Origin of the sequence: Mycobacterium sp. UM_WGJ (assembly GCF_000455125.1) — a bacterium.
Lineage (GTDB): Bacteria > Actinomycetota > Actinomycetes > Mycobacteriales > Mycobacteriaceae > Mycobacterium.
In genome coordinates this window covers 50095-74095 of sequence record NZ_AUWR01000011.1, presented here as the reverse complement: position 1 = coordinate 74095, position 24001 = coordinate 50095, and the positions used below count along the sequence as shown (strand labels likewise).

At 67.9% G+C, this 24001-nt stretch carries 26 protein-coding genes and 3 tRNA genes; 10 read left to right on the top strand and 19 right to left on the bottom strand.

What is annotated here, in order from left to right:
* Window positions 1-8 precede the first annotated feature (8 nt).
* Together N416_RS0104805 and N416_RS0104800 are read right to left on the bottom strand one after the other, a co-directional pair.
* On the bottom strand, window positions 9-923 hold the full coding sequence (locus N416_RS0104805) for an ROK family protein (RefSeq protein WP_024440991.1): 915 nt from the start codon (window positions 921-923) through the stop codon (window positions 9-11).
* Entirely contained in the window at window positions 923-5086 is a 4164-nt protein-coding gene (locus N416_RS0104800) for an NEW3 domain-containing protein (protein WP_024440990.1), read from the bottom strand. The genes N416_RS0104805 and N416_RS0104800 overlap by 1 nt, the downstream gene beginning before the upstream one ends.
* Window positions 5087-5228: 142 nt before the next feature.
* Between N416_RS0104800 and N416_RS0104795 the strand changes: the two genes are divergently transcribed.
* From N416_RS0104795 to N416_RS0104780, 4 genes are all read left to right on the top strand, one after another.
* Complete coding sequence (locus tag N416_RS0104795) at window positions 5229-6581, top strand: AarF/ABC1/UbiB kinase family protein (protein ID WP_024440989.1); 1353 nt, start codon at window positions 5229-5231, stop codon at window positions 6579-6581.
* A gap of 5 nt (window positions 6582-6586) precedes the next feature.
* On the top strand, window positions 6587-7492 hold the full coding sequence (locus N416_RS0104790; RefSeq protein ID WP_024440988.1) for an alpha/beta fold hydrolase: 906 nt from the start codon (window positions 6587-6589) through the stop codon (window positions 7490-7492).
* A gap of 116 nt (window positions 7493-7608) precedes the next feature.
* Window positions 7609-8472, top strand: coding sequence for a cyclopropane mycolic acid synthase family methyltransferase (locus N416_RS0104785; protein ID WP_024440987.1), 864 nt, complete (start codon window positions 7609-7611; stop codon window positions 8470-8472).
* A gap of 156 nt (window positions 8473-8628) precedes the next feature.
* A complete protein-coding gene (locus N416_RS0104780) occupies window positions 8629-9519 on the top strand; it encodes a cyclopropane mycolic acid synthase family methyltransferase (RefSeq protein ID WP_024440986.1) in 891 nt (296 codons plus the stop codon).
* 65 nt (window positions 9520-9584) lie between these two features.
* Here the strand turns inward: N416_RS0104780 and rplA are convergent, their stop codons facing one another.
* From rplA to N416_RS0104725, 11 genes are all read right to left on the bottom strand, one after another.
* Window positions 9585-10292, bottom strand: coding sequence for a 50S ribosomal protein L1 (gene rplA / locus N416_RS0104775; RefSeq protein WP_024440985.1), 708 nt, complete (start codon window positions 10290-10292; stop codon window positions 9585-9587).
* A 155-nt stretch (window positions 10293-10447) separates the two neighbouring features.
* Entirely contained in the window at window positions 10448-10876 is a 429-nt protein-coding gene (rplK, locus tag N416_RS0104770) for a 50S ribosomal protein L11 (RefSeq protein ID WP_024440984.1), read from the bottom strand.
* Between the two features lie 25 nt (window positions 10877-10901).
* Window positions 10902-11693: a transcription termination/antitermination protein NusG gene (gene nusG, locus N416_RS0104765; protein WP_024440983.1), complete on the bottom strand. Its 792-nt coding sequence runs from the start codon at window positions 11691-11693 to the stop codon at window positions 10902-10904.
* 23 nt (window positions 11694-11716) lie between these two features.
* Window positions 11717-12169 (bottom strand): preprotein translocase subunit SecE, encoded by a 453-nt coding sequence (gene secE, locus N416_RS0104760; RefSeq protein WP_024440982.1) that lies wholly within the window; start codon window positions 12167-12169, stop codon window positions 11717-11719.
* 77 nt (window positions 12170-12246) lie between these two features.
* Window positions 12247-12319: transfer RNA gene (locus N416_RS0104755), tRNA-Trp, on the bottom strand.
* A 160-nt stretch (window positions 12320-12479) separates the two neighbouring features.
* Entirely contained in the window at window positions 12480-12980 is a 501-nt protein-coding gene (gene hadC / locus N416_RS0104750; protein WP_024440981.1) for a (3R)-hydroxyacyl-ACP dehydratase subunit HadC, read from the bottom strand.
* 14 nt (window positions 12981-12994) lie between these two features.
* On the bottom strand, window positions 12995-13423 hold the full coding sequence (gene hadB / locus N416_RS0104745) for a (3R)-hydroxyacyl-ACP dehydratase subunit HadB (protein ID WP_024440980.1): 429 nt from the start codon (window positions 13421-13423) through the stop codon (window positions 12995-12997).
* Entirely contained in the window at window positions 13410-13886 is a 477-nt protein-coding gene (gene hadA / locus N416_RS0104740; RefSeq protein WP_024440979.1) for a (3R)-hydroxyacyl-ACP dehydratase subunit HadA, read from the bottom strand. The genes hadB and hadA overlap by 14 nt, the downstream gene beginning before the upstream one ends.
* 12 nt (window positions 13887-13898) lie before the next feature.
* Window positions 13899-14066, bottom strand: coding sequence for a 50S ribosomal protein L33 (rpmG, locus tag N416_RS0104735; protein WP_024440978.1), 168 nt, complete (start codon window positions 14064-14066; stop codon window positions 13899-13901).
* A 37-nt stretch (window positions 14067-14103) separates the two neighbouring features.
* Window positions 14104-14177, bottom strand: a tRNA-Met gene (locus tag N416_RS0104730).
* A gap of 39 nt (window positions 14178-14216) precedes the next feature.
* Window positions 14217-14289 (bottom strand) — tRNA-Thr (locus N416_RS0104725).
* Window positions 14290-14476: 187 nt separating this feature from the next.
* Between N416_RS0104725 and N416_RS0104720 the strand changes: the two genes are divergently transcribed.
* Together N416_RS0104720 and N416_RS0104715 are read left to right on the top strand one after the other, a co-directional pair.
* Complete coding sequence (locus tag N416_RS0104720; RefSeq protein WP_024440977.1) at window positions 14477-15193, top strand: MBL fold metallo-hydrolase; 717 nt, start codon at window positions 14477-14479, stop codon at window positions 15191-15193.
* Window positions 15194-15204: 11 nt separating this feature from the next.
* The gene (locus tag N416_RS0104715) at window positions 15205-16038 is read left to right on the top strand and encodes a hypothetical protein (protein ID WP_024440976.1); all 834 of its coding nucleotides are present in this window, start codon (window positions 15205-15207) and stop codon (window positions 16036-16038) included.
* A gap of 22 nt (window positions 16039-16060) precedes the next feature.
* Here the strand turns inward: N416_RS0104715 and N416_RS0104710 are convergent, their stop codons facing one another.
* Genes N416_RS0104710 through N416_RS0104700 form a run of 3 tightly spaced genes read right to left on the bottom strand, consistent with a single transcriptional unit; the run spans window position 16061 to window position 18046 of the window.
* Window positions 16061-17125, bottom strand: coding sequence for a patatin-like phospholipase family protein (locus N416_RS0104710; RefSeq protein WP_024440975.1), 1065 nt, complete (start codon window positions 17123-17125; stop codon window positions 16061-16063).
* Between the two features lie 10 nt (window positions 17126-17135).
* A complete protein-coding gene (cynS, locus tag N416_RS0104705; RefSeq protein ID WP_024440974.1) occupies window positions 17136-17597 on the bottom strand; it encodes a cyanase in 462 nt (153 codons plus the stop codon).
* An 11-nt stretch (window positions 17598-17608) separates the two neighbouring features.
* Window positions 17609-18046, bottom strand: coding sequence for an SRPBCC family protein (locus tag N416_RS0104700; protein WP_024440973.1), 438 nt, complete (start codon window positions 18044-18046; stop codon window positions 17609-17611).
* 44 nt (window positions 18047-18090) lie between these two features.
* Here N416_RS0104700 and N416_RS0104695 point away from each other — a divergent pair, with 44 nt between their 5' ends.
* The 4 genes from N416_RS0104695 to N416_RS0104680 are packed head-to-tail and all read left to right on the top strand — an operon-like array spanning window position 18091 to window position 20633.
* Window positions 18091-18603: a redoxin domain-containing protein gene (locus N416_RS0104695; protein WP_304412331.1), complete on the top strand. Its 513-nt coding sequence runs from the start codon at window positions 18091-18093 to the stop codon at window positions 18601-18603.
* Window positions 18600-19460, top strand: a complete 861-nt coding sequence (locus N416_RS0104690) for a cytochrome c biogenesis CcdA family protein (protein WP_024440971.1) — start codon at window positions 18600-18602, stop codon at window positions 19458-19460. The genes N416_RS0104695 and N416_RS0104690 overlap by 4 nt, the downstream gene beginning before the upstream one ends.
* 47 nt (window positions 19461-19507) lie before the next feature.
* Window positions 19508-20023, top strand: a complete 516-nt coding sequence (locus N416_RS0104685; protein WP_024440970.1) for a hypothetical protein — start codon at window positions 19508-19510, stop codon at window positions 20021-20023.
* Entirely contained in the window at window positions 20016-20633 is a 618-nt protein-coding gene (locus N416_RS0104680; protein ID WP_024440969.1) for an RES family NAD+ phosphorylase, read from the top strand. The genes N416_RS0104685 and N416_RS0104680 overlap by 8 nt, the downstream gene beginning before the upstream one ends.
* 317 nt (window positions 20634-20950) lie before the next feature.
* On the opposite strand, the gene N416_RS0104675 is transcribed toward N416_RS0104680, so the two are convergent.
* The 3 genes from N416_RS0104675 to N416_RS0104665 are packed head-to-tail and all read right to left on the bottom strand — an operon-like array spanning window position 20951 to window position 23989.
* Entirely contained in the window at window positions 20951-21709 is a 759-nt protein-coding gene (locus N416_RS0104675; RefSeq protein WP_024440968.1) for a class I SAM-dependent methyltransferase, read from the bottom strand.
* The gene (locus N416_RS0104670; protein ID WP_024440967.1) at window positions 21702-22826 is read right to left on the bottom strand and encodes a 6-phosphofructokinase; all 1125 of its coding nucleotides are present in this window, start codon (window positions 22824-22826) and stop codon (window positions 21702-21704) included. The genes N416_RS0104675 and N416_RS0104670 overlap by 8 nt, the downstream gene beginning before the upstream one ends.
* Entirely contained in the window at window positions 22823-23989 is a 1167-nt protein-coding gene (locus tag N416_RS0104665) for a zinc-binding dehydrogenase (protein WP_024440966.1), read from the bottom strand. The genes N416_RS0104670 and N416_RS0104665 overlap by 4 nt, the downstream gene beginning before the upstream one ends.
* Window positions 23990-24001 lie beyond the last annotated feature (12 nt).

The following is a 24001-nucleotide window of genomic DNA, read 5'->3' as shown; positions in this document are numbered from 1 at the left end:
AAGCAGAGTCAACGCAAGGTGGCCAACACCGCCGCCCCCACCAGCCCGGCGTCGCCGCCGAGTTCGGCGGGCACCACCTGCAGGCCCACCAGGAAGTCCAACCCGGCACGCTCGGCCAGCGCGATCCGCAGCGGGTCGAACAACAGGGGACCGGAGCGGGCGACTCCCCCGCCGATCACCACCAGATCCAGGTCGCACACCGCTGCCACCGAGGTGATCATCACCGCCAGCGCGTCGGTGCCGCGCCGAAAAGCCCGCAGCGCCACGGGGTCACCGGCAGCGGCGGCCGCGGCGAGCGTTTTGGCATCTGCTGGGGATGCTTGCGGCGTCCATCCGTTGGCCAGCGCCCAGCGCACCATCGACGGACCGGAGGCGATGGTCTCGACGCAGCCGCGGCCACCGCAGCGGCACCGCTCTCCGTCGGGATCGACGATGACGTGCCCCACGTGGCCCGCGTTGCCGGTACGGCCGTGCAACGGCGCGCCGTCGACCACCAGGCCACCGCCCACGCCGGTGGAGACCACCATGCCCAGCATGGATCGGGTGCCGCGCCCGGCGCCGTGCCGGTACTCGCCGAGCGCCATGCAGACGCCGTCGCCACCCAATCGGACCGGAACCCCGGGCACCGCGGCGGCCACCCGGTCACGCAGCGCGAACCCGCGCCAGCCCCCGATGTTGACCGGGCTGACGGTTCCGGCGTTGACGTCGATCGGTCCGGCCGAGCCGATGCCCACGGCGGCCACCCGCCCGCCGGCCCGTTGCAGGGCACCGTCGATCAGCTCGGCCACCACCGCCCACACCACCTCGGTGCCCTGATCGGCCTGGGTGGGCAAGGTGGCGGCGTAGATCAGTGATCCGCCGGGATCGACCAGGCCGACGGCGATCTTGGTGCCACCGACATCCAGCGCGAGGACCGCGGCCATCAGTCGACACCCACGGGCGCCAGCACCACCAGGGGCACCGCGGCCGAATAGGCCAGCGCACCCGCGCCGCCGACCCGGACCAGCGCCCACCAGGTGCCTGGTGTCGCCCACACCGGCGGGGCGATGTCGAAGCTCAGCTCCACCCGGCCGCGCGCCGGCACCACCGCACCCTGGGCCGGCGGACCGGCCCATTCCCAGGTACCCCAGGGGCTGATCAGGTGCGCCTCGACCGCCAGGGCGGCGTGCGCGTCGGTGCCGACCAGGACGGTCAGCCGGGCAGAGCGTCCGGCGGTGACTTCGATCGCGGACGGGTCGTCGACGTAGAGCAGCCGGTCGGAACCGGGATCGCCGACCCGCACCACCGCCACGTCCTCGACCGCCTGGCGCCACGCCGGTGGCACGTCACCGAACAGGTCGAGTCGCGCGCGCAGCGGATACAGCCCTGGGCCGGTGTCGGCGGGAACCCTCACCCGCACCGGGATGCACGTGTGGTCCCCGGCGGCCAACCGCACCGGTTGTTCGGCCGGCGCGACCGCCCAGCCCGCCGGGCACTGCCACGTCAGCGCACCGGACACGACCGCGTCGACGCAGTCGCTGGCCACCGTCAGCTCCAGGTTCAGCAGTGCGCCTGCGTCCGTGTCGAGCCGGTGCGGGTGCAGCGCCGGGGTCACCGGCAGCCCACCCAGCGGCGCCGGCCCGCGATTGTGCAGCCAATAGCGGGCGTAGAGCGGTTGGGCTGCCTCGGATTCGGGGGCCAAAGCAGCAACGGCGTCGCCCCGCTTTTCCATGTCGAGGCGAGCGGTGACGGTGGCGATCTCGTAGCCGTGCAGCCGATCCGGAGCGGGATGCTCGTACGGCTGCTCCAGCAGATCGGCCCGGCCCAACACGGTCACCGGGCCCAGGTCGCTGCGCAGTGTGACGGCGGCGTCGGCGCCGCGCGTTTCCACCAGGCGCAGCGTGACGGTGTTCGGGTCGACGGGCTGCACGCTGCCACGCGCGATCGGGTTGCCGGCCGCCTTGAGCGCCCCCAGGCCCACCCCGTCGGCGGGGTCGATGCGCAGCAGCGAGCCGCTCGCCGGGAGCCGGCCATCACCTCCGGTCACCGCCACGGCCCGCAGCGGGTCGGCGAATTCGGCACTGCGCGCGGGCATCTCCAGCTGCCGCCAGTCGCCGTCGCCGGCCACCAGCGCGTAGTCGAAGGTGTGCGTCCAGTGCTGCAGTTGAAAGGCGCTGCCGTCGGGCGCGGTGCGGCGCGGGTCGTCTTCCCAGGCCGCTGACGGCCAACTGGTGCACGAGCGCAGCAGGGCGGTGTGCAACGTGCCCGCGCAGTCCACCGCGAAACTGGGCACGCCGCGGTTGATCAGTGCGACGGTGCGCGCCTGGAAGGGCGCCATCTCGGCGTCGGCGTGTTGGTCCACCTCGATCTCGGCGTCGGCCAGGTCGTCGGCCACCCGGGCGATCTCGGCGACCAAGGCGTCGTCGTCGCGGCCGGCGATCACCAGTACCGGCAGGGCGCGCGGGCCGCTGAGATCCGCCCCGGGCACCCAGACCTCGGTGAGGGGCTTTTCGGCCGGCACCCACACCCGGGCCCGGCCGTGCCGATCGAGCTGGCGTTGCAGCTCGGCGGTGTAGGCCGGATCGGCGGCGTCCAGCACGGCCCGGGTGAAGGCGTTGCGGTCCGGTCCGCCCAGCGCGATACGGGTGTCGGGCAGGTTGGAGTCGACGTCGAGGTTGCCGTAGCGCGGCCCCTCGGCCACCGAACAGGTGGCGGTGACCCCGGCGCGCACCAGCGCCACCATCAGCTCCCGCGCCGGGGAGCCCGCGGTGACTACCTCGGCCACCGCGACCGCCCGGCTCGCGTCGCCGACGCTGATCCGCGCGGTTGCCGACAGCCCGAACCAGCGGTGCGCGGGGGTGTCGAGGGTCCGCGGGTGCCGCGCGGTGTCCACCGAGCGTCCGCTGGGCTCGTGCAGCAGGCCGAAGCCGCGGCCGATGACGGCGTCGGCCACCTCGGCGACCGGCAGGGCGCCGGGCACCGGGCACGGCCAGCGCAGCCGCAGCAGGTGATCGGCGCCGGTGAACTCGTCGATGGTGGTGGAGCAGTCCACCCGGTCCACGCCGTGCCACAGCGTCAGGGTCTGGGTGTAGGCCAGCACGTTGCGGATCCGCCCGGACACCACCAGCCGCTCCCCCAGCGGTCCGCGGTAGGCCTGCACCGTCACATCGCGGGCGACCGCGGAGGTGAACAGGTTGCCGCTGGGCACCAGATGCCATGGGCCCTCACCGGACTGCGGGTGTTTGGGGTATTCGTCGTAGACGGCGAGCTGGTTGCCCAGGCCCCCTTCGACGATCATTTCGCGGCCTTGCTGGCGCCACGAGGTGATACCGCCGCCGCGATCAGGGTCCGCGGTCAGCTGGTGGTGCTCGTTGCTGATCCGGGTGCCGTCCACCGGTTGCCAGCCGGTGATGTCCGCGGTGGGCCGCAGCCGGTAGGTCTGCCAGCCCAGCGACGGCACGTCGCGGGCCAGCCAGCTGACGGTGCTGCCGCCGTGTTCGACGTGGGCGGGCAGTTCGGTTCCGTCCGGGGCGACCAGGCGCGCCCCGGCCGACAGCGGTGTCGCCAGGTGCACGGTGACGATGTCGGTGCGGTCGCGGGCCGCCGGATTCCACACCACGGCACTGTCACCCTGGCCGGTATCGACCAGGCCCGACAGCACCGCCAGGGCGTTGTCGCGGGCGTCGGCGCCCACCTGCCAGGCGTCGCGCCAGCCGGTCAGCAGGTCCAGGTAGACCTGGTCGGCTTCCGAGCCGGTGATGGCGTCGTGGTGGGCGCCGTAGGACAGTTGTGCCCAGGCCTTGGCCAGTGCCGCCTCCGGGTAGTCCACGCCCGTGAGCGCCGCGGCGAACACCGCGAAGCGCTCGGCGTCCAGGACCGCCTGCTCGGCGGCCCGGTTGGCCTGCTTGGTGTCGATATAGGAGACGTGGCAGCCCGTGTAGATCGGGTTCATGTCCCGGGTCTGCGGGGACGGGTCCGTGCCGCGCTGCTCCAGTTCGGCGCGCACCGCGGCGAAGAACTCACTCGGCACGGCGCAGACGAACTTCGGCCAGGTGTAGCGGGTGTTCCAGTCGCGGTGGATCTGGGCGATCCAGCGGTTCGGCGGGGTGAAGTCGGTGCCCACCGGCAGCAGCACGTTGCGGGTGGCGGCGACCTTCTTCATTTCGGTGAACAACCGGTAGACGTCGTCCTCGGCGGCGGCCAGGGTCACATTCGCGTCCATCCACCAGCCGGCCGCGTAATGCGCGGGCATGTAGTGGGTCAGCAGACCGCGACCGGACGGCGCGATCCATTCGAACTCGGACGCGAACTGCATGCGGCGCGGATCACCCCGGTCGGCCATCGGGCCCCACTGATGAAACGGCCCGCGCGCCCAGGCGCTGGAGGTCAGTCCGGCGTCGGCGACCAACCCGGGGAACTGCGGGTCGTGGCCGAACACGTCGAGCTGCCAGGCCGTGGCCGGTGCGGCACCCATGATGTCGCGCTGAAAACCCATCCCGGCCACCAGGTTGCGGATCGTGGTCTCGGCGTCGGTGAGGTTGGTGGACGGCTCGTTGTAGGTGCCGCCCATCACCTCGACCCGGCCCTGCGCGATCAGCCGGCGCAGCTCGGCGCGGTCGGCCGGGTGGGTGTCCCAGTAGGGCTTGAGGTAGTCGACCTCGGCCAGGACGAACTTGTAGTCGGGGTGGTCCCGGGCCCAGTCGAGGTGGCCGCGCACCAGATCGAACCCATTGGTCTGCCGGCACGCGCCGAGCGGGCTCTCGGTCCACACGCTGGTGTAGTTGGCCTGGGTGTTCCACCAGACCGGGTCGTAGTGGAAGTGGCCGATCATGAACATCGTCCAGCCGGGTTCGGCGACGGTGAACGTGAACCGGCTGCCGTTGACCTGGGCGGGCCGCTGTTGACCCGGCACCGGGTCGTCGACGGTCACCGGCACCTCGACGACACCGCTTCCGGGCTCGGCCACGGCCTCCCCGGCCAGACCCTCGCCGTCGATACGCAGCGGTGTCGCCACCTCGGTTTCGCCGTATTCGACGCGGACCAGTTGCGCGGGCGCATCGGCCGGCCCGACGAACTTCTCGGTCGATTCGACGTCGAGGATCCGCATGACACAAACCTACGGATGCGCGCCCGCCGAGCGGAGACTTTCGGCGACCGGGCGCATGGCTGACCCCCTGGCGCCCGGGTGCCAAGCCCTGAGGCGATGCGCTGGCGGAGAACTTCCGCCGCTGATTTGGCAGACTGCAGCAATGAGTTCGACCCCACCCCGCCAGGTGGCCCAGCTGGACCGGGTGCCGCTGCCGGTTGAGGCGGCCCGCATCGGCGCAACGGGCTGGCAGCTCACCCGCGCCGCCACCCGGGTGTTCACCCGGCTGCTCGGGCCCGGGCCGATCCAGCAGAAGGTGATCCGCGAGCTGCCCCAGACGTTCGCCGATCTGGGCCCCACCTACGTCAAGTTCGGCCAGATCATTGCCTCGAGTCCCGGCGCGTTCGGCGAACCGCTGTCTCGCGAGTTCCGCGGACTGCTCGACTCGGTGCCGCCGGCCGACCCGGCCGAGGTACATGCCCTTTTTGTCGAGGAACTGGGCGCCGAACCGCAGGAGCTGTTCGCGAAGTTCGACGAGACCCCGATCGCCTCAGCCTCGATCGCCCAGGTGCACTTCGCCACCCTGCACAGCGGCGAGGAGGTGGTGGTCAAGATCCAGCGGCCGGGCATCCGCCGGCGGGTCGCGGCCGACCTGCAGATCCTCAAACGCTTCGCCCAGGTGGTGGAGCTGGCCAAGCTGGGCCGGCGACTGTCGGCCGGTGATGTGGTCGCCGATTTCGCCGACAATCTCGCCGAGGAGCTGGACTTCCGTATCGAGGGCCAGTCGATGCAGACCTGGGTGTCGCACCTGCACGCCTCCCCCCTCGGCAAGAACATCAAGGTGCCCGACGTGCACTGGGACTTCACCAGCGAGCGGGTGCTGACGATGGAGCGCGTGGCGGGCACCCGCATCGACGACGCCCTCGCCATCCGCAAAGCCGGTTTCGACGGCGTGGAGCTGGTAAAGGCGCTGCTGTTCTCGACCTTCGAGGGCGGGCTGCGGCACGGGTTGTTCCACGGCGACCTGCACGCGGGCAATCTGCTGGTGGATGACGAGGGCCGGGTGGTGTTCCTGGACTTCGGGATCATGGGCCGCATCGACCCCCGCACCCGGTGGCTGCTGCGCGAGCTGGTCTACGCGCTGCTGGTCAAGAAGGATCACGCCGCGGCCGGCAAGATCGTGGTGTTAATGGGCGCGGTGGGCACCGTCAAACCCGAGGGCCAGGCCGCCAAGGATCTCGAGGCGTTCGCCACCCCGCTGACGATGAAATCGCTGGGCGACATGTCTTACTCCGAGATCGGCAAGCAGCTCGGCGCACTGGCCGATGCCTACGACGTCAAGTTGCCGCGCGAGCTGGTGCTCATCGGCAAGCAGTTCCTCTACGTGGAGCGCTACATGAAACTGCTGGCGCCGCGCTGGCAGATGATGTCCGACCCACAGCTGACCGGTTACTTCGCCAACTTCATGGTCGATGTCAGCCGCGAGCACAAAGACAACGACGACCCGGGAGTCTGACCTTGGTGGAGATGCGCAGCGGCACCGCCCGCTCGGGCGATCTGGAGATCTTCTACGAAGATCTGGGAAACCCCGAGGATCCGCCGGTGCTGCTGGTGATGGGGCTGGGCGCTCAGCTGCTGCTGTGGCGCACCGGGTTCTGCGAGAAGCTGGTCGCCGAGGGTCTGCGCGTCATCCGCTACGACAACCGCGACGTCGGCTTGTCCAGCAAGCTGGGCCGCGAACATTCCCGGGGCGCACTGGTGCCCCGGATGGCGCGGTTCTGGATGGGCAAGCCCAGCCCGGCCGTTTACACCCTCGAAGACATGGCCGACGACGCCGCCGCCCTGCTGGATCACCTCGGAATCGAGCAGGCGCACGTGGTCGGCGCATCCATGGGCGGCATGATCGCGCAGGTGTTCGCCGCACGGTTCGCGCCCCGCACGCGTTCGCTGGCCGTCATCTTCTCCAGCAACAACCGGCGTTTTCTTCCCCCGCCGGCGCCGCGCGCACTGATGGCGCTGTTGACCGGGCCCTCGCCGGACTCTCCGCGCGACGTGATCATCGACAACGCGGTGCGGGCCAGCCGGATCATCGGCAGTCCGCGCTACCCGGCCCCGGAAGACCAACTTCGGGCCAACATCATCGAAGCCTACGAACGCAGCTACTACCCGTGGGGCATCGCCCGGCAGTTCGGCGCGATCCTGGCCAGCGGCAGCCTGGCCGCCTATGACCGGCTGATCACCGCGCCGACTGTGGTCATTCACGGCCTGGCCGACAAGCTGATGCGGCCCTCGGGAGGCAAGGCGGTCGCCGAGGCCATCGATCGTGCCCGGCTGGTGCTGTTCGAGGGCATGGGCCACGACCTGCCCGAAGAGCTGTGGGATCCGGTGATCAGCGAGCTGACCACGACGTTTGCCGCCGCGAGGTGATCTGGCTCGGTTACCCTTCAGTGGTCCAAGCCACACCGAAGTGCTCATAACAGCTGAGCAACGGTAGTCTGTGCACACTCTCCCCCCATTTGAGAAGATCGCGAGTGAACTGAGCCATGCCCAAGCTGGAACCGAAGTACGAGGAACTGCAGTCGATCTACGACATCTCCAATGAGTTCTACGAGCTGTTCCTAGGTCCGACCATGGGCTACACCTGCGGGTTCTACCCGGACAAGGACACCACCTGCGACGAGGCGCAGATCGCCAAGTTCGACTTGGCGCTGGGCAAGCTGGGTCTGGAGCCCGGCATGACGCTGCTCGACATCGGCTGCGGTTGGGGGGCCTGCATGCAGCGGGCGCTGGAGAAGTACGACGTTAACGTCATCGGGCTCACCCTCAGCGGCGAACAGCGCCAGTACGCCATCGACAAGCTGGCCAAGGTGGAGACCAGCCGCAACGTCGAGGTGCGCCTGCAGGGCTGGGAGGAGTTCACCGACAAGGTGGACCGGATCGTGTCGATCGGGGCGTTCGAGCACTTCGGCCGCGACCGCTGGCCGGCCTTCTTCGACATCACCTACAACGCGCTGCCCGACGACGGCCGGATGCTGCTGCACACCATCACCGCGATCAGCGGGCAGGACGAAGCGCAGGCCAAGGGCATCCCGATGACGATGAGCCTGGCGAAGTTCACCCTGTTCATCATGCGGGAGATCTTCCCCGGCGGACAGCTTCCGTCAGCGTGGCTGCCCCGCAAGTACGCCGCCGACGCCGGTTTCACCGTGACCCGGGATGACGAGATCGGATTCCACTACGCACGCACCCTGCAGGACTGGGCGGCGATGTTGGCGGCCAACAAGGAGCGGGCGATCGAGGTTCAGGGCCAAGAGGCCTACGACCGCTTCGACAAGTACCTCAATGGCTGTGTGGAGCTGTTCCGCAACGGAAACACCAGCGTCCACCAGTACACCTTGCAGAAATAGTCGGGATCGGCCTGCCGCGGGATCCGGCTTGGCTACATTTCACGTCAACCGATTCACCCCCGACCCGCTAAGCTGCAACAGTTGACCGGAACGGACGACAAGGCGGTTATCGCGTCCGGTCACAGCGGGTTTCATCAGGAAGGCAATCAGTCAAAAATGGTGGACAAATCGACCCGGACCGCAGATATGCGTCCGAAATTCGAGAACATTCAGGCCCACTACGACCTGTCCGATGACTTCTTTGCGCTGTTCCAGGACCCGACCCGGATGTACAGCTGCGCGTACTTCGAGCCGCCGGACGCCACGTTGGAAGAAGCCCAACTGGCCAAGCTCGACCTGAACCTCGACAAGCTGGACCTGAAGCCCGGCATGACGTTGCTGGATATCGGGTGTGGCTGGGGTGCGACCATGAAGCGCGCCGTCGAGAAGTACGACGTCAACGTCATCGGTCTCACCCTGTCGAAGAATCAGCATGCGTACTCGCAGAGCCTGCTGGACGCCATCGACACCGACCGGTCACGGCAGGTCCTGCTGCAGGGCTGGGAGCAGTTCCACGAGCCGGTGGACCGGATCGTCTCCATCGAGGCGTTCGAGCACTTCGGTTTCGAGAACTACGACAGCTTCTTCAAAAACAGCTACGACATCATGCCGGCCGACGGCCGGATGACGATCCAGAGCAGCGTGAGCTTCCACCCCTATGAGCTCAACGCGCGCGGCAAGAAGCTGACGTTCGAGACCGCGCGGTTCATCAAGTTCATCCTGACCGAGATCTTCCCGGGCGGCCGGCTGCCCACCACCAACATGATGGTGGAGCACGGTGAGAAGGCCGGTTTCACTGTGCCCGAGGCGCTTTCGCTGCGGCCGCACTACATCAAGACCCTCAGGATCTGGGGCGACGCATTGGAGGCCCACCACGACGAGGCCGTCGCGATCCAGTCCGAAGAGGTCTACCAGCGCTACATGAAGTACCTGCGCGGCTGCGAGTACTACTTCACCGACGAGGCGCTGGACGTCAGTCTGGTCAGCTACGTCAAGCAGGCCGGCTAGATCCCACCAGCCAGCAAAAAAGCCCCCGTCACGCGCGAGCGCGTGCGGGGGCTTTTCGCTGAGTGCTATTCAGCCGCGAAGTTGCGGGTGACGGCCGGATCCACCGGGATGCCGGGGCCGGTCGTCGTCGAAATGGTGACCTTCTTGAGGTAGCGGCCCTTGGACGACGACGGCTTGAGCCGCAGCACCTCGTCGAGGGCGGCGCCGTAGTTCTCCGCCAGCTTGGCCTCTTCGAAAGACGCCTTGCCGATGACGAAGTGCAGGTTGGCCTGCTTGTCGACACGGAAGTTGATCTTGCCGCCCTTGATGTCGGAGACGGCCTTGGCGACGTCGGGGGTGACGGTGCCGGTCTTCGGGTTGGGCATCAGACCACGCGGGCCCAGCACGCGGGCGATGCGGCCGACCTTGGCCATCTGGTCCGGGGTGGCGATCGCGGCGTCGAAGTCGAGGAACCCGCCCTGGATCTTCTCGATCAGGTCGTCGCTGCCAACCACGTCGGCGCCGGCGGCGATAGCCTGCTCGGCCTTCTCGCCGACCGCGAACACCGCGACGCGGGCGGTCTTACCGGTGCCGTGCGGCAGGTTGACGGTGCCGCGGACCATCTGGTCGGCCTTACGCGGGTCGACACCGAGCCGGATGGCGACCTCGACGGTGGCGTCCTGCTTGGTCGAGGACGTCTCCTTGGCGAGTTTGGCCGCCTGCAACGGGGTGTAGAGGTTGTCGCGGTCCACCTTCTCGGCGGCGGCGCGGTAAGCCTTGCTGGTCTTGCTCATTGGTTATCCAATCTCAAATGGTTGGTTGTGGTTGACGGGCCGAAGCTGGCCCTCCCACGGTTCCGTTTCTCTCCGAATACTCCTTCGCACTCCTGCGCTGGGCCTCGTTCCTCGGCCCGCTTCGTCGTGCTCAGGACATTCGTCGAGTGGGGGTACTACTCGACGGTGATGCCCATGGAGCGGGCGGTTCCGGCGATGATCTTGGCGCCGGCCTCGATGTCGTTGGCGTTGAGGTCAGCCTTCTTGGTCTCGGCGATCTCGCGCACCTGGTCCCAGGTCACCTTCGCGACCTTGGTCTTGTGCGGCTCGGCCGAGCCCTTGGCGATACCGGCGGCCTTGAGCAACATCCGTGCCGCGGGCGGGGTCTTGAGCGCAAAGGTGAAGCTGCGGTCCTCGTAGACGGTGATCTCCACGGGGATGACGTTGCCGCGCTGGCTTTCCGTCGCGGCGTTGTACGCCTTGCAGAACTCCATGATGTTCACGCCGTGCTGACCAAGTGCCGGTCCGACCGGCGGCGCGGGGTTGGCCTCGCCAGCCTTGATCTGAAGCTTGATCAGCCCGGCGACCTTCTTCTTCGGGGCCATGAGAGGGTGTTTCCTTTCCTACGTACTAAATCTTGGAGACCTGGTTAAAGGCCAGTTCCACTGGTGTCTCGCGACCGAAGATGGACACCAGCACCTTGAGCTTCTGCTGCTCGGCGTTGACCTCGCTGATCGAGGCGGGCAGCGTGGCGAACGGACCGTCCATGACGGTGACCGACTCGCCAACCTCGTAATCGACCTCGATGACCGGCCGCTCCAGACCGCCCTCGGAGGCGGCCGCCGCGGCGCTCGCCGTGCCACGGGCCTGCTTCTTCGCCGCACCCTGCGGCAGCAGGAACTTGACCACGTCGTCCAGCGGCAGCGAGGTCGGCCGCGAGGTGGCGCCGACGAATCCGGTGACGCCCGGGGTGTTGCGCACCGCAGACCAGGAGTCGTCGGTCAGGTCCATTCGGACCAGGATGTAGCCCGGCAGCACCTTGCGGTTGACCTGCTTGCGCTGGCCATTCTTGATCTCGGTGACCTCTTCGGTGGGCACTTCCACCTGGAAGATGTAGTCGCCGACATCGAGGTTCTGCACGCGGGTCTCGAGGTTGGCTTTCACCTTGTTCTCGTACCCGGCGTAGGAGTGGATGACGTACCAGTCGCCCGGCTTGGAGCGCAGTTCGGCTTTCAGCGCCACCGCGGGGTCGAGTTCCTCAGCCGGCTCGTCCGGGGCCGCCTCGGTGGCCTCAGTGGCCTCGGGAGCGTCAGCCTCGGCGGACTCGGTGGCCTCCACCGCGGAGTCCTCAGCGGGAACCTCAGCGGCCTCCGCCACGTCGACCGGCTCGCCCGCGGGCGTGTCGCCGTCGAAGGTAGTCACGGTTGTCAGTCCTTCCTATAACTTCACTCGCCGAACACCAGCAGCACCAGCCGAGCGAATCCGTAGTCTGCCCCGGCGACCAACGCCACCATGAAGACCAGGAAGGCCAGCACCACCGCGGTGTAGGTGACCATCTGCTTGCGGTTCGGCCAGATCACCTTGCGAAGTTCGCCGACGACCTGCTTGAGGAAATTCAGAACGAAGACGAACGGGTTGCGGGAAGGCCCTTCGGCCTTCTTCTTCGCCTTCTTCTTGGCCTTTGCGGCGTCCGCGGCGTCTTCCGCGTCCAATTCGGTAGCCGTGGACTCCACGTCGTCGCCGCCGTCACCGGCACCACGACGCCGCGAACGCTTGCCGGTGGGCCGCAGCGGGTCGCCGACCTGCCTGCTCACCACGGCCGTGCGACTGCTGCTGCCGGATTCGGCATCGCTATCGCCGTCGGCTGCGGCGTCGGGACGGTCGAGCTCGTCGGTCACCGCATGCTCCTTCGTTGTTCGCGCTTACCTCATTGCCGTACCGCGCATGGTGTCCAGTGTCCACCATGGCACGTCAGCAGGGGCGACAGGACTTGAACCTGCAACCTGCGGTTTTGGAGACCGCTGCTCTGCCAGTTGAGCTACGCCCCTTCGCGGTTGGCGTACCAACCCTGCGGGTTCGGAAGCCTTACCCGTGCGCCGTCTCCGGCTCACACAATTCGCGCGCCCCCCGTTCGCCTCACGGAAAGCGCGCTAATGCTGGGAAAACCCCGAGGTCCGAGTGTACCTCGCCGCTGCGGCCAGTTACTAATCAGGCTGTTCGGACGACCTGACCGGATTCGGCGTCCCATCGGAGGTTGACCGAATCATCGCCGTCGTGACCCATCATCGTGGTGAAGGCTTCGAGCACCACATCACCGTCCTGGTTGGTCAAGATATTGCGGGTGGTGACGATGTCGGCACCGAAACGCTCCACTACCGAGGCGATCTCCATCCGGGCGTACAGGGTGTCGCCGGCCTTGATCGGCTTGAGGTATTTGAAGCCCTGGTCCACCTGGACCATTTGCATGGTGGTGTAGCCGGTGTCGACGTGACGGAAGAAATCGGACTGCACCAGCTTCGCCAGAATCGCCACAAACGTCGGCGGTGCCAGCAGCGAGTCGTGGCCCAGCTTGGCGGCTTCCGCCTCGTCGTAGTAGGCGGGATCCTCGGCCTTGATGGACCGGGCGAACTCGCGAATCTTCTCGCGGCCCACCACGAACGACTCCGGGTAACGCCAGATCATCCCCCTGATGTCAGTCTTGATCGCCATCGCAGCGCGTTCCTCTAAGCCAGCTTCGCGGACGCGACCGCCCGCCCGAAGATCTTCTTGCCCCCAGTGGTGGCGGTGAGCGCAATGGTCACCGTCTTCGACTCGGCGTCGACAGACTTCACCCGGCCGCTGAAGGTGATCTCCGCACCCTTGCCATCGTTGGGCACCGGCACCACAGAGGTGAAACGCACGTTGTACTCGGTCACGGCGCCCGGGTCCCCCACCCACGCCGTGACGTAGCCGCCGCCGAGGCCCATGGTCAGCATGCCGTGGGCGATAGCGGTGTCCAGGCCCACCTGCTGGGCGATCTCGTCGTCCCAGTGAATCGGGTTCAGGTCGCCGGACACGCCCGCGTAGTTGACCAGATCCTGCCGCGACAGCGGGATGACCCGCTCGGGCAGCTGGTCGCCGACCTTGACCGAACTGAACTCACGCAACGCCATCGGTGAAACCCTTATCTCCCTCGCCGGCGCGGCCCGCCAGTGTCGTATATGTCTTCTGCACGATCTCGCCGGCGTGGTTGGTGACCACCTGTTGAGTGACGATGATGTCGGTGCCGTGTGCGCGGCGAACGGATTCGACCGACACGTCGCAAAACAGCCGGTCACCTTCCTTGATCGCTTGGTGAAACTCGATCTTCTGGTCGACCTGGACGATCTGAGCGTCGTCGGTGGTGACACCGCAATGCTCGAAGAAACCCGAAATGGCCATGTGCCCGAACACCGAGATGAAGGTCAGCGAGGCCACCAGCCCGTCGTAACCGAGATCCGCTGCCGCTCGCAGGTCCAGGCTGGCGGGGTCCACCGCCTTGACCGCACGGGCGTACTCGCGGATTTTCTCCCGTTCCACGTCGTAGTGGTCGGGATAGCGATAGTGCGCCCCAGCGAGGCGGTCGGCCAACGACATGGCTCGGCCTGCTTAGCGAGATTCGCGGTGCGACTCGTGCTTGCCGCAGTTGGGGCAGAATTTCTTCAGCTCCAGCCGGTCGGGGTCGTTACGGCGGTTCTTCTTGGTGATGTAGTTGCGGTGCTTGCACACCTCACAGGCCAAGGTGATCTTCGGCCGCACATCAGTACTGGAGGCCACGTCTGTCGTCCTTCTTCACATGTCGAATTGCTTGCAGTAGCGGTGGGGAGGCTCGATCTCCCGACCTCACGATTATGAGTCGTGCGCTCTAACCAGCTGAGCTACACCGCCCCGATCGGCGCTAGTCGGCGCACCGACTGGCGTCCACCGAGCCCCCTAACGGAATCGAACCGTTGACCTTTTCCTTACCATGGAAACGCTCTGCCGACTGAGCTAAGGGGGCGGTCACCCACAGCAACCCTTTCGGGCGCTGCAAGCCTGTAGAAGGTTACAACCTCGGCCACGAGGTCACCAAACCGCGACGACAGAACCTGTGTCAGGGCAGGCCCGGCCCGCTTGGCGGCGACCTGCATCGCCCGGCTTCGCCGCGCTCGCAATCGACCGGCCCCCGCTGCTTTAGGCTGAAGGGCGTGCCCGATTCCGACCGGCTGTACTTCCGCCAGCTGCTCTCCGGACGCGATTTCGCGGCCGGCGACCCGATCGCTGCGCAGATGCGCAACTTCGCCTACCTGATCGGCGACCGCGAGACCGGCGACGCCGTGGTGGTCGACCCGGCCTATGCCGCCGGCGATCTGCTCGACGCGCTCGAGGCCGACGGGATGCACCTGTCGGGCGTCCTGGTCACCCATCACCACCCCGATCACGTCGGCGGCAAGATGATGGGTTTCGAACTCAAGGGGCTGGCCGAGCTGCTGGAACGGGCCAGCGTGCCGGTACACGTGAATGCCCATGAAGCACAATGGGTTTCGCGGGTCACCGAAATTCCGCTGTCGGATCTGACCTCGCACGAACACGGCGACAAGGTCAGCGTCGGCGCCATCGACATCGAGCTGCTGCACACCCCCGGCCACACGCCGGGCAGCCAATGCTTCCTGCTCGATGGCCGGCTGGTGGCCGGCGACACTCTCTTCCTGGAGGGCTGCGGCCGCACCGACTTTCCGGGCGGCGACTCCGACGAGATGTACCGCAGCCTGCAGCAGCTGGCCGCGTTGCCGGGTGACCCGACCGTGTTCCCCGGGCACTGGTATTCGGCCGACCCGAGCGCCGCGCTGTCGGAAGTGAAGCGATCCAACTACGTATTCAGCGCCGGAAGCCTGGACCGGTGGCGCATGCTGATGGGCGGATGAGGGGATGGCTGATGGGATCAGTTGAGGACCGCTTGTATGACGTCGCCCACGCGGGCGCGGATGCCTGGCTGGCCTGGGCCGCCTGGCTGGCCATCGGGATCACCGTGCTGGCGCTGTTCTATTTGAACCGTCAACTGCAGCGCAACCGCCGGTTGGCCGCCGAACAGACCCGGCCGCACGTGGCGATGTTCATGGAGCCGCACGCCGCCGATTGGCACGTCATCGAGCTGGTGGTCCGCAACTTCGGCAAGACCGCGGCCTACGACATCCGGTTCGCGTTCGACCAGCCACCGACGGTGGCCCGCTACGAAACCGCCTCGGACGGCTACGCCGACGTCGTGGCGCTGCAACTGCCCGAAGAACTGACGGTGCTGGCGCCGAACCAGGAATGGCGAACGGTGTGGGACTCCGCGATCGACCGAGCCGAGCTCGGCGAGGGCATCGAGTCGCGGTTCACCGGGACGATCAGCTACGCCGACAGCCCCGACGAGCCCAAGGGCTGGTTCGGGCGGCGGGGCAAGCAGCCTCGGTACGAGAACAAGGTGGTCCTCGACTGGGGTGACCTGCCCCCGGTGCGGCGGGTCGAGTTGATGACCACCCACGACCTGGCCAAGCGCGAGAAGCAGAAACTGGAGCTGCTGCGCAGTCTGCTCAGTTACTTCCACTACGCCAGCAAGGAGACCCGCCCGGACGTGTTCCGCGGCGAGATCGAGCGGATCAACGGTGCGGCGCGTGAGATCCAGGACCGCCTTCGCGGTCGCGAGCAACTGGAGGCGTCCGGCAGCACCGACATCACGGTGCGGCTCGGCGACCCCAGCGCGGAGTTAGGCAAGCATCGCAGCTGAGCCCACCGCACGGATCCGGGCTTCAGTCGCTTTCGGCGGTGTCCTCGGCTGCGCCCGTGCTGGGGTAGTGCGACGCCCGAAACCGCTGCAGGTAAGCCGGCCAGTCCCAGCTCGACAGGAACTCGCTGGCCGCGGCGTAGCCGTTGTCGTAGAGCTTCTCCAGCCGCTCCCGGGAGATGTCGAAGTCCAGCACGCTGACGTCGGTGGAGTTGACCTTGATGGCCCGCACACTGACCCACGGCTGGTTCAGGTAAGTCTGGTCGTGGCCGACCAGCATGGTGCTGATCAGGTTCTCCAGCAGCAGTGACTGCCCGAACAGTCGCAGCGGCCGCAGCACCGGAACCATGGCACCGATCCCGTCGGATATCTCCGGGACGACCGTGACCCCGAACGTGGGCCACAACGGTGCTCGGCCGTCGAGCCGGTCGAAGGTGTAGATCGGGAAGTTCGACAGCACCCCACCGTCGACCAGGGTGGATCGCAGCCCGCTGGCGCTGGTCAGCGTCACCGGGCGGTAGAAGAAGGGCACCGCCATCGAAGCGCGCACCGCGTCGGCGACGGACTGCTCATCGGGATCGAGCCCATAGAGCCGCCGGTAGTCCCACGGCAGCCGCGCCAGCTGCCCGGTCGTCACGTCGGTGACGGTGACCACGGCGCGGTAGCGCCGCTCGGGCAGCAGGTTGTCGGCGTGGTAGCCCAGATCTCCCCAGGTGCGCACTCCCAGGTTCGCCAGCTCGCTGCGGATCCACTCGTAGGCGACGTCGCCGCGATAGAGGGCGTTGTCGCGCAGGAACCCCCACACCGGTCCGACCAGCGGGATCGGCCCCGCGTCGCGCCAGGTGTGCAGCGGTACCGACAGCGCCAGGTCTTTGACCTGCGCCGCCGTCAGCTGGTCGCCCTGGGCCGCGGCGGCCAGAATCGTGCCCACCACCGAACCGCCGGACACCCCGGAGATGCGCTGTACCGAGTAGCCGGCCTCCATCAGGGCGACCACCGCTCCGACCAGCCCGATGAAGCGCACTCCCCCGCCGGACAGCACCAGGTCGGCGGTCAGCGGGTCGGTGTCGCGGGCTCGACGAGTAGCCATCGACCGGCGCTCAGTCCGCTGAATTCCATTCGTAGGGAAGGAATTTACCGTCGAAAGTGATCACCACTCGGTCGCCGCCCGGATGGGGCTTGCGCTCGATGTCCATGCTGAAGTTGATGGCGCTCATGATGCCGTCGCCGAACTGCTCGTGAATCAGCTCTTTGATCGCCGGGCCGTACACGCCCACCGCTTCATAAAGCCGGTAGATGGTCGGGTCGGTGGGCGGTCCAGTGAGCCCGCCGCGCATCGGTACCGCGGCCAGTACCGGCACCACCTCGGGGTCCAGTCCGAGCAGGCTCGCGAGGGTCTTGGCCGCTTCGGCGGGAATGGGATGTGAGCCCAGCAGTGCCGAGGTGGTCCACACGACCGGCTTGTCGATTGCGTCGGCCAGCTCCTGCCAGGTCAGTCCCTTGGCGAGGCGGGCGGCGATGATCTGCTCGGTGATCTGGCTTCGGTTCATGGCATCCAGCATGCCCGCCTCGGTCACTGTTCGAAATAGCTACGCAGGTTGTCCCACATCGCGGCGTGCGAGCTGCCGCCGTCGCGCAGCACGGTCTTCATCAACAACCGTGGGGCGCTGATGTCGACCAGTTCGTGCAGTCTGGTGCCCCCACCGTGCGGGTGCACCGTCATGGTGGACCACATCTCGATGCCGGGCCGCTGCCGGGTGTGGGTGCGGATCTCGCCGGGCGCGCTGGTGCGCAGGTCCACCCGGCAGGTGAACCGGATCGGTATTCCGTAGAGGCGCATACGATGCGGAGCCAGGTATCGGGTGACGCCGTCGGCGCCGCCGGGAACCTGGCGGACGTGCACCAGCATCGGGTGCACGGCTTCGTAGTTGACCAGATCGGCCAGAAACGCCGCGACGGTCTCGGGCGGCGCAGCGATGACGGCAGTGTGCTCCAGGCGTCCGCGTGCCATGGCAGCACCTTAGCCCCGCAGGTTGCGGTGGCATACTCGCCGGTATGCCGCAAGACAAGGCCTCTGGGCGTCGCCAATCGGTCGTACTGCTCATGGCTGTAGCGGCGATAGCGGTGCTGCTCTTCGGCTGCGGATCGCAAACCCGGGCCGAGAACACCCAACTTGATTTCGCCGCCCAAACCCTCGATGGCCGACCATTTTCCGGTGCGAGCCTGGTCGGCAGACCGGCCGTGTTGTGGTTCTGGGCGCCGTGGTGTCCGCTGTGCCAACGGGATGCACCGATGGTCGCTCGACTGGCCGCCGCACACCCCAAGGTGACCTTCGTCGGCGTGGGCGCGCAGGACCGGCCGGACGCGTTACGGGCGTTCGTCGACAGGTACGGCGTCGACGAGTTCACCGAGTTGGCCGACACCGACGCGGCGGTGTGGGCCCGGTTCGGGGTCACCCGGCAGCCGGCGTACGCCTTCATCAAGCCCGACGGGCACGTCGAAGTGGTGACGGGCTCGCTGGCCGAGGCCGAGCTGAACAGGCGCCTACAGGCCCTGACCGGTTCGTGATCGACACCGCCGCACTCAGTTTTGCCCTGGGGGCCGGGCTGGTGGCGGCGCTGAACCCGTGTGGTTTCGCGTTTCTTCCCGGCTATCTGGGCCTGGTTATCGCCACCAGCCGAGACACCTCACGACCGGTCGCCCTGGCCCGGGCAGCGCTGGCGACCATGGTGATGGCCACCGGATTTCTGACGGTGTTCGGGATCTTCGGATTGGCTGTCTCGCCGTTGATCGCTTCGGCACAGAAGTATCTGCCGTTCGCCACTGTGGTGATCGGCGTGGCGCTGCTGTCCACGGGCGTCTGGTTGTTGGCCGGCCGCGAGATCCCGCTGTTGCTGCCCGGTAGGGCGGGCGGGATACCCACGGCACGGCTGGGGTCGATGTACGGCTACGGCGTCGGCTACGCCATGGCGTCACTGTCCTGCACGATCGCTCCGTTTCTGGCGGTGATCAGCACCACGTTTCGGCAGGGTTCGACGGTGGCGGGCGTGCTGGCGTTCATCGCCTATGCCGTGGGCATGAGCATCACCGTCGGCGTTGCGGCGCTGGCGGTGGCGGTGGCGGGTTCTGCCGCCAGCTCCGCGTTGCGGCGCGTGCTGCCGTATGTGGGACGCGTCGCCGGGGTGATCGTGTTGCTCACCGGGCTGTACGTCAGCTATTACGGCTACTACGAGATCCGGTTGTACTTCGCCGAGGGCGACGCTCATGATCCGGTGGTCGGTGCCGCGGGTGCGGTGCAGTCCTGGCTGGCCGATCAGGTCGACGCGCTGGGTGTTTGGCCGCTGCTGGGCGCGATCGTCGCGCTGGTGGCCGGCGCACTGGGCTGGCGAGCGCTGCGGCGCCGGCACCGGTCCGCCCCCGAATAATTGTTTCGATTGTTTCAATCTCGGGCAGCGGCGGGTAGCATGGGCGCATGCCCACCGCCGTCGCCCCGATCGCCCGCCAGGTCGCCGAACGCGCCCGCACCGACGCCGGGTTCGCCCTTGTCCTCGACGCGCTCCTGGAGGCGCCCACCGCCCCTCAGGGCACGTTGGAGCGTATCGCCGCCCACGCCCTGAACGACCAGCGCCGCGCTGCCCTCGTCGACGACTTCGTCGCCGGGGCGCTGCCCACGCCGAAGGTCCAAGACCTCCTGCGGTTGGGCACACCGCAGGCGGTGCACCGGCTGCGCAGCCGCGGCAAGCTCATCGGCGCGGCCATCGGCAACCAGACCTGGTTTCCGGCCTGGCAATTCGATGACGCCCGGCTGCGCCCGGAGCTGACCGAGATCCTGGAGCTGCTGGGCCGGTTCACCACCGACCCGCTGGCCGCGGACCGCATCATGCGGCTCACCCATGACGAACTGGGCGGTTTCTCGATCGCCGAGGCGCTGCGCCACGGCGAGACGGCGCCCGCCGCGCGTCGACTGCTCACCTCGCTCGGTGCCTGAACTCCCGGCCGGCTATCGGGCACCGCTGCCCGATGCCCGGCCCAGCGGGCTGCGCCGCCGGCGCATCGCCGCCGGCTCACAGCTGTGGCGACTCGACGCCGAGCCCCCCGGCCAGTGGACCTGGGGCGGCTTCGGTCAGCCGCGCTATCGCTTCGATCCCCCGTCCGGCGGGTTTCGCACCCGCTACGCGGCGACCGATCTCGTCGGCGCGTTCCGGGAACGCTACCGACTGACCGGATTGATGATCCCCGGCGATCACGCCCGCCACCATCTGGTGCGGCTGTCCGCCGCCCGACACCTGCGGGTGCTCGATCTGCGCACCGAGCGCAACCTGGATGCCCTGGGCGTCGACGACCAGATCAGCACCGGCCAGCACGACGCGGTGTGGGCCACCTGCCAGCACCTGGCAGATGCCGTGCGGCGCTGGTGGCCCGAGCCCGACGAATGCCCGGATGCGATCGTCTATCGTTCGCGCACCACCCCGGAGACTTCGGTCAACTATGCGTTCTTCGATGTCGGTGCATTCGCGGTGGAGTGCTGGCCGCTCGCGGAGCGCCCGGAGGTGACCGCGGATCTGGTGCTGCGGCACGGGTTTACCGTCGCGTACTGAGTCCGATAGCGCACTGCCCCACCTGCCACAGACCCACCGTCACAGACCCACCCGTCACAGGCCCATCCGTCACAGACCCACCTGCCACAGACCCACCCGTCACATACCCACCAGTCACAGCACGGAGGATGTGGGCATGCGCCCGCCTCTGAGCGACAACGCCGGTTATGTCAACTCGCATTGCGCTCGCCGAGGCGCGATTCTCCACCAGCACCCCGCCACGGCCTGACATAACGTCGCTTGTCGCTCGGAGCCGGGCACACACCACACCCCCGCTCCCGCGTGACGCCTGAGACGGACGTGACCGATCCCGGCGCTCAGCCCGGCTTCGTCGCGGTGACCAGCCGGGTCGAAGTCCACGGCCCGCCGTACCACATTCGCCAGCCCAGGTTGCGCCATGTCACGTCACGCCAACCCATTTCACGCAGTTGGGCGGCGTGGCGGCGGATCTCCCACAGATCGGCGATGGCCAACCGGCCTCCGGGCCGCAGCACCCGGGCCGCCTCCGCCAGCGCACGCCGGCGGCCCTCGCGAGACCCGATGTTGTGGATCGCCAGGTTGGACACCACCAGGTCGACGCTGGCGTCGGGCAGCGGCAGCGCGGTCATGTCGCCGGTGCTCACCTCGATCCGGTCGGCGACGCCTTCCAGGGCGGCGTTGGCCCGGGTGGCATCAGCTGAGTTGTCGGTCTGATCGGCCTGCCACAGGTCGACTCCGATCGCACGGCCGTCGGGCAGCCGCTTGGCCGCGGCGCACAACACCGCACCTCGACCGCATCCCATGTCGAGCACGGTTTCGTCGCCGCGCAGGCGCAGCCCATCGAGTACGTCGTCCCACACCTTGAACTTGCCGGCCCGCGTCGCATGCCAATACAGCCCGACCTGGGTCAGGACGGCGGCGTCGAGGACCAACGCCGCCGCGCCGGGCCACAGTGGACCGCGGGCCAGGGCGATGCCGCCGTAGATCGCCAGCGCGGCGGACCCGATCGCCAAAGCGGCGAGCTGCCCGCCCAGCGAGACCCGGTGAAACGATCCGTCGATGCCGTAGTCGCCGCGATGGCGTGGCGCCTCAGTCATCGTGCAGGCTCTCGTCGCCGAACCTGATCCCGAGATCGCGCGCGGTCTCGATCGAATCACATTCCACTGGAACGGTTTTCTGTCGGCGGGTAGCTTCGGCCAACGGCACGTAATCCACCGTCGGCGGGTTGAGCGCCACCATCACCCCGCTGCGCCCCTCGTCGAGGGCCCGCACCGCCGCAGCGCCGAACCGCAGCCCCAGCAGCCGGTCCACCGACGACGGCGAACCGCCGCGTAACAGATGCCCCAGCACCACGGCACGCGACTCGCGCCCGGTGAGCGCCTCGAGTTCAGCGGCAACCTTGGCGCCCACGCCGCCCAGGCGTTCGGCCTGACCCACCGCCTTGCCCGCCACGGTGAGCTCGCCGCCTACCGGCTTGGCGCCTTCGGCCACGCAGATAATGGAGTAGGTCGAACCACGTTGCGCGCGTTGGTTGATCAGCTCGGCCACCGGCTCGAGCCGATACGGGATCTCCGGAAGCAAGATGGCGTGCACCCCGGACGCCAGCCCGGCATGCAGCGCGATCCAGCCGGCGTAGCGGCCCATCACCTCCACCACGATGATCCGGCTGTGCGAGGTCGCGGTGGGAAACAACCGATCGATGCACTCGGAGGCGAAATCGACCGCACTGTCGAAACCGAACGTCGCCGCGGTGCCCTCCAGGTCGTTGTCGATGGTCTTGGGCACCCCGACCAGCCGCAGCCCAGCCTGGTGCAGGTGGTGGCCGATCGCCAGGGACCCGTCGCCCCCGATGGTGATCAACGCATCGATCTCGTGCTCTGCGAAGCGCTCGAGCAGCTCGTCGGTGCGGTCCTGTTCGCTCCAGCTGCCGTCGGGCTGCTGCACCGGGTAGGCGATCGGGTTGCCGCGGTTGGTGCTGCCCAAGATGGTGCCGCCCTGGTGGATGATGCCGCGCACCCGGTTACGGTTCAGCTCGATCAGACCGCCATCGGGATAGTCGTCGCCCAGCAGCAGCCCGTTGTAGCCGTCGCGGATCCCGACCACGTCCCAGCCTCGTCTTTGGGCGGCCAGGGTGGCGGCGTAGACGACGGCGTTGAGACCTGGTGCGTCACCGCCACCAGTGCTGATCGCGATGCGCTTGATGCCCGCCGTCACCCCTGGACCGCCAGCACCGGGCTTTTGGGATCGATCAGAACCTTGGCATGCCGGGCCGGGTCCGCCAGCGCGTCGAACGCGTTCGCCACCCCGCCCAGTCCGACGGTGCCGGTGATCAACGGCGAGACGTCGACCTTCCCCTCGGCGATCATGTGCAGGGTGTCTCGGAATTCCATTGGTGTGTATCCCAATACGAACCGAAGGTCGGCTTCCTTGTTGATCGCGATCGCCGGCCGGATCGCGTCGGTTCCCATGCAGACGCCGACCACGACCACCCGGGAGAACAGGGGCGCGCCGGCGATGATGCCGTCGATGACACCGGGCACCCCGACGCACTCGAAGATCACCGGGCGGTTGGGTGTGGCGGCGCCGACGGCTTCGGCGGCCCGCCAGACATGCCACCAGGGCAACCGTGCCTTGTACAGCTTTTCGACGGTGCCCACCGCCAAGCCCAGCGCATCCGGCGCGTTCTCCAGGTGGCCGTGGCCCGCGGCCGCGGCATAGGGCGAATCGTGTGCCGGGTCGACGACGATGTCGGCGCCGCATCGGGTGGCCAGCGCGCGGCGGCCGGGCGAGAAGTCGCTGGCGATCACCGTGCGCACACCGCGGGCTTTGAGCATGCACACCACCGCCAGGCCGATCGGTCCGCAGCCGATCACGATCGCCACGTCGCGCTTGCGCACCTCGCCGCGTCGCACGGCATGCCAGGCGACCGCCATCGGTTCGGTGAGTGCGGCCGCGTCCACCGACAGGCCGTTGGGAATGGGCAGGGTCAGCGACTGCTCGACGAGCATCTGCTCGGCGTAGCCGCCCGGCGCCGATTCCGACAACCCGATCGCATGGACAGCGTCACCGCGCCGCAACAGCGGTAGTGCGACTACTCGGGTGCCGGGGCGCGGCGCCTTTCGAGTACGGGGACCGTGGTCGAGTACTTCGCCGCAGACTTCGTGCCCGAGCACCACCTGCTGATCCGAGCGCATGAAGCCGTCGTATCCGGTCGCGGCCATGACATCGGCGACCTCGTCGCAGTGCTGGCGTGCGTGCAGATCAGATCCGCAGATACCGCACCGCAGCACGTCGATGAGGAGCTGGCCTCTGGCCGGGACGGGGGTAGGTAGTTCGACGAGCTCGAGTTCGCTGTTGCTGCAACTGACCGCTTTCACGGTTTCCAGCCT

Excerpts from the sequence above, each read along its gene's own strand:
- N416_RS0104795 (WP_024440989.1), top strand. The coding sequence starts at position 5,229 with ATGAGTTCGACCCCACCCCGCCAGGTGGCCCAGCTGGACCGGGTGCCG.
- N416_RS0104785 (WP_024440987.1), top strand. The coding sequence starts at position 7,609 with ATGCCCAAGCTGGAACCGAAGTACGAGGAACTGCAGTCGATCTACGAC.
- N416_RS0104700 (WP_024440973.1), bottom strand. The coding sequence starts at position 18,046 with ATGGCACGCGGACGCCTGGAGCACACTGCCGTCATCGCTGCGCCGCCC.
- hadC (WP_024440981.1), bottom strand. The coding sequence starts at position 12,980 with ATGGCGATCAAGACTGACATCAGGGGGATGATCTGGCGTTACCCGGAG.
- N416_RS0104685 (WP_024440970.1), top strand. The coding sequence starts at position 19,508 with ATGCCCACCGCCGTCGCCCCGATCGCCCGCCAGGTCGCCGAACGCGCC.
- N416_RS0104695 (WP_304412331.1), top strand. The coding sequence starts at position 18,091 with ATGCCGCAAGACAAGGCCTCTGGGCGTCGCCAATCGGTCGTACTGCTC.
- hadA (WP_024440979.1), bottom strand. The coding sequence starts at position 13,886 with ATGTCGTTGGCCGACCGCCTCGCTGGGGCGCACTATCGCTATCCCGAC.
- N416_RS0104780 (WP_024440986.1), top strand. The coding sequence starts at position 8,629 with ATGGTGGACAAATCGACCCGGACCGCAGATATGCGTCCGAAATTCGAG.
- cynS (WP_024440974.1), bottom strand. The coding sequence starts at position 17,597 with ATGCTGGATGCCATGAACCGAAGCCAGATCACCGAGCAGATCATCGCC.
- rplA (WP_024440985.1), bottom strand. The coding sequence starts at position 10,292 with ATGAGCAAGACCAGCAAGGCTTACCGCGCCGCCGCCGAGAAGGTGGAC.
- N416_RS0104805 (WP_024440991.1), bottom strand. The coding sequence starts at position 923 with ATGGCCGCGGTCCTCGCGCTGGATGTCGGTGGCACCAAGATCGCCGTC.
- N416_RS0104710 (WP_024440975.1), bottom strand. The coding sequence starts at position 17,125 with ATGGCTACTCGTCGAGCCCGCGACACCGACCCGCTGACCGCCGACCTG.
- rplK (WP_024440984.1), bottom strand. The coding sequence starts at position 10,876 with ATGGCCCCGAAGAAGAAGGTCGCCGGGCTGATCAAGCTTCAGATCAAG.
- N416_RS0104715 (WP_024440976.1), top strand. The coding sequence starts at position 15,205 with ATGGGATCAGTTGAGGACCGCTTGTATGACGTCGCCCACGCGGGCGCG.
- hadB (WP_024440980.1), bottom strand. The coding sequence starts at position 13,423 with ATGGCGTTGCGTGAGTTCAGTTCGGTCAAGGTCGGCGACCAGCTGCCC.
- N416_RS0104675 (WP_024440968.1), bottom strand. The coding sequence starts at position 21,709 with ATGACTGAGGCGCCACGCCATCGCGGCGACTACGGCATCGACGGATCG.
- N416_RS0104800 (WP_024440990.1), bottom strand. The coding sequence starts at position 5,086 with ATGCGGATCCTCGACGTCGAATCGACCGAGAAGTTCGTCGGGCCGGCC.